Below are 341 nucleotides of genomic sequence, written 5' to 3'. Positions count from 1 at the left end.
AGCGCGGAGGACGAGGCCGCCCTCGCCGGTTCCAGCGCCGAGCGGCGTGCGCGGCTCAACTCCCTGTTGTTCCCTGCGCCCACCGCGGAGTACACCGAGCGGCGCGAGCTCTTCGGCGACCTCTCCGTCCTCGACACGAGCGACTACCTCTTCGGACTCGTGCAGGGACAGGAGCATCGCATCGAGATCGACCGCGGCGTGCAGCTGTTCATCGGTCTGGAGGCCATCGGCGACGCCGACGACAAGGGCATGCGGACCGTGATGACGACTCTGAACGGGCAGCTCCGACCTGTCTTCGTGCGAGACAGGTCCGTCGCGGTGGACGCGCACGAGGCCGAGCG

At 68.9% G+C, this 341-nt stretch carries 1 protein-coding gene; it reads left to right on the top strand.

What is annotated here, in order from left to right; genetic code table 11:
• On the top strand, positions 1-341 hold a 341-nt coding region (locus SB658_RS22605; RefSeq protein WP_410602459.1), incomplete at both ends, for a hypothetical protein.

Origin of the sequence: Bacillus sp. SIMBA_008, assembly GCF_046535495.1 — a bacterium.
Lineage (GTDB): Bacteria > Bacillota > Bacilli > Bacillales > Bacillaceae > Bacillus > Bacillus subtilis.
The sequence above is the reverse complement of the archived record's forward strand: the minus strand, read 5'-3'. Positions and strand labels throughout refer to the sequence as shown.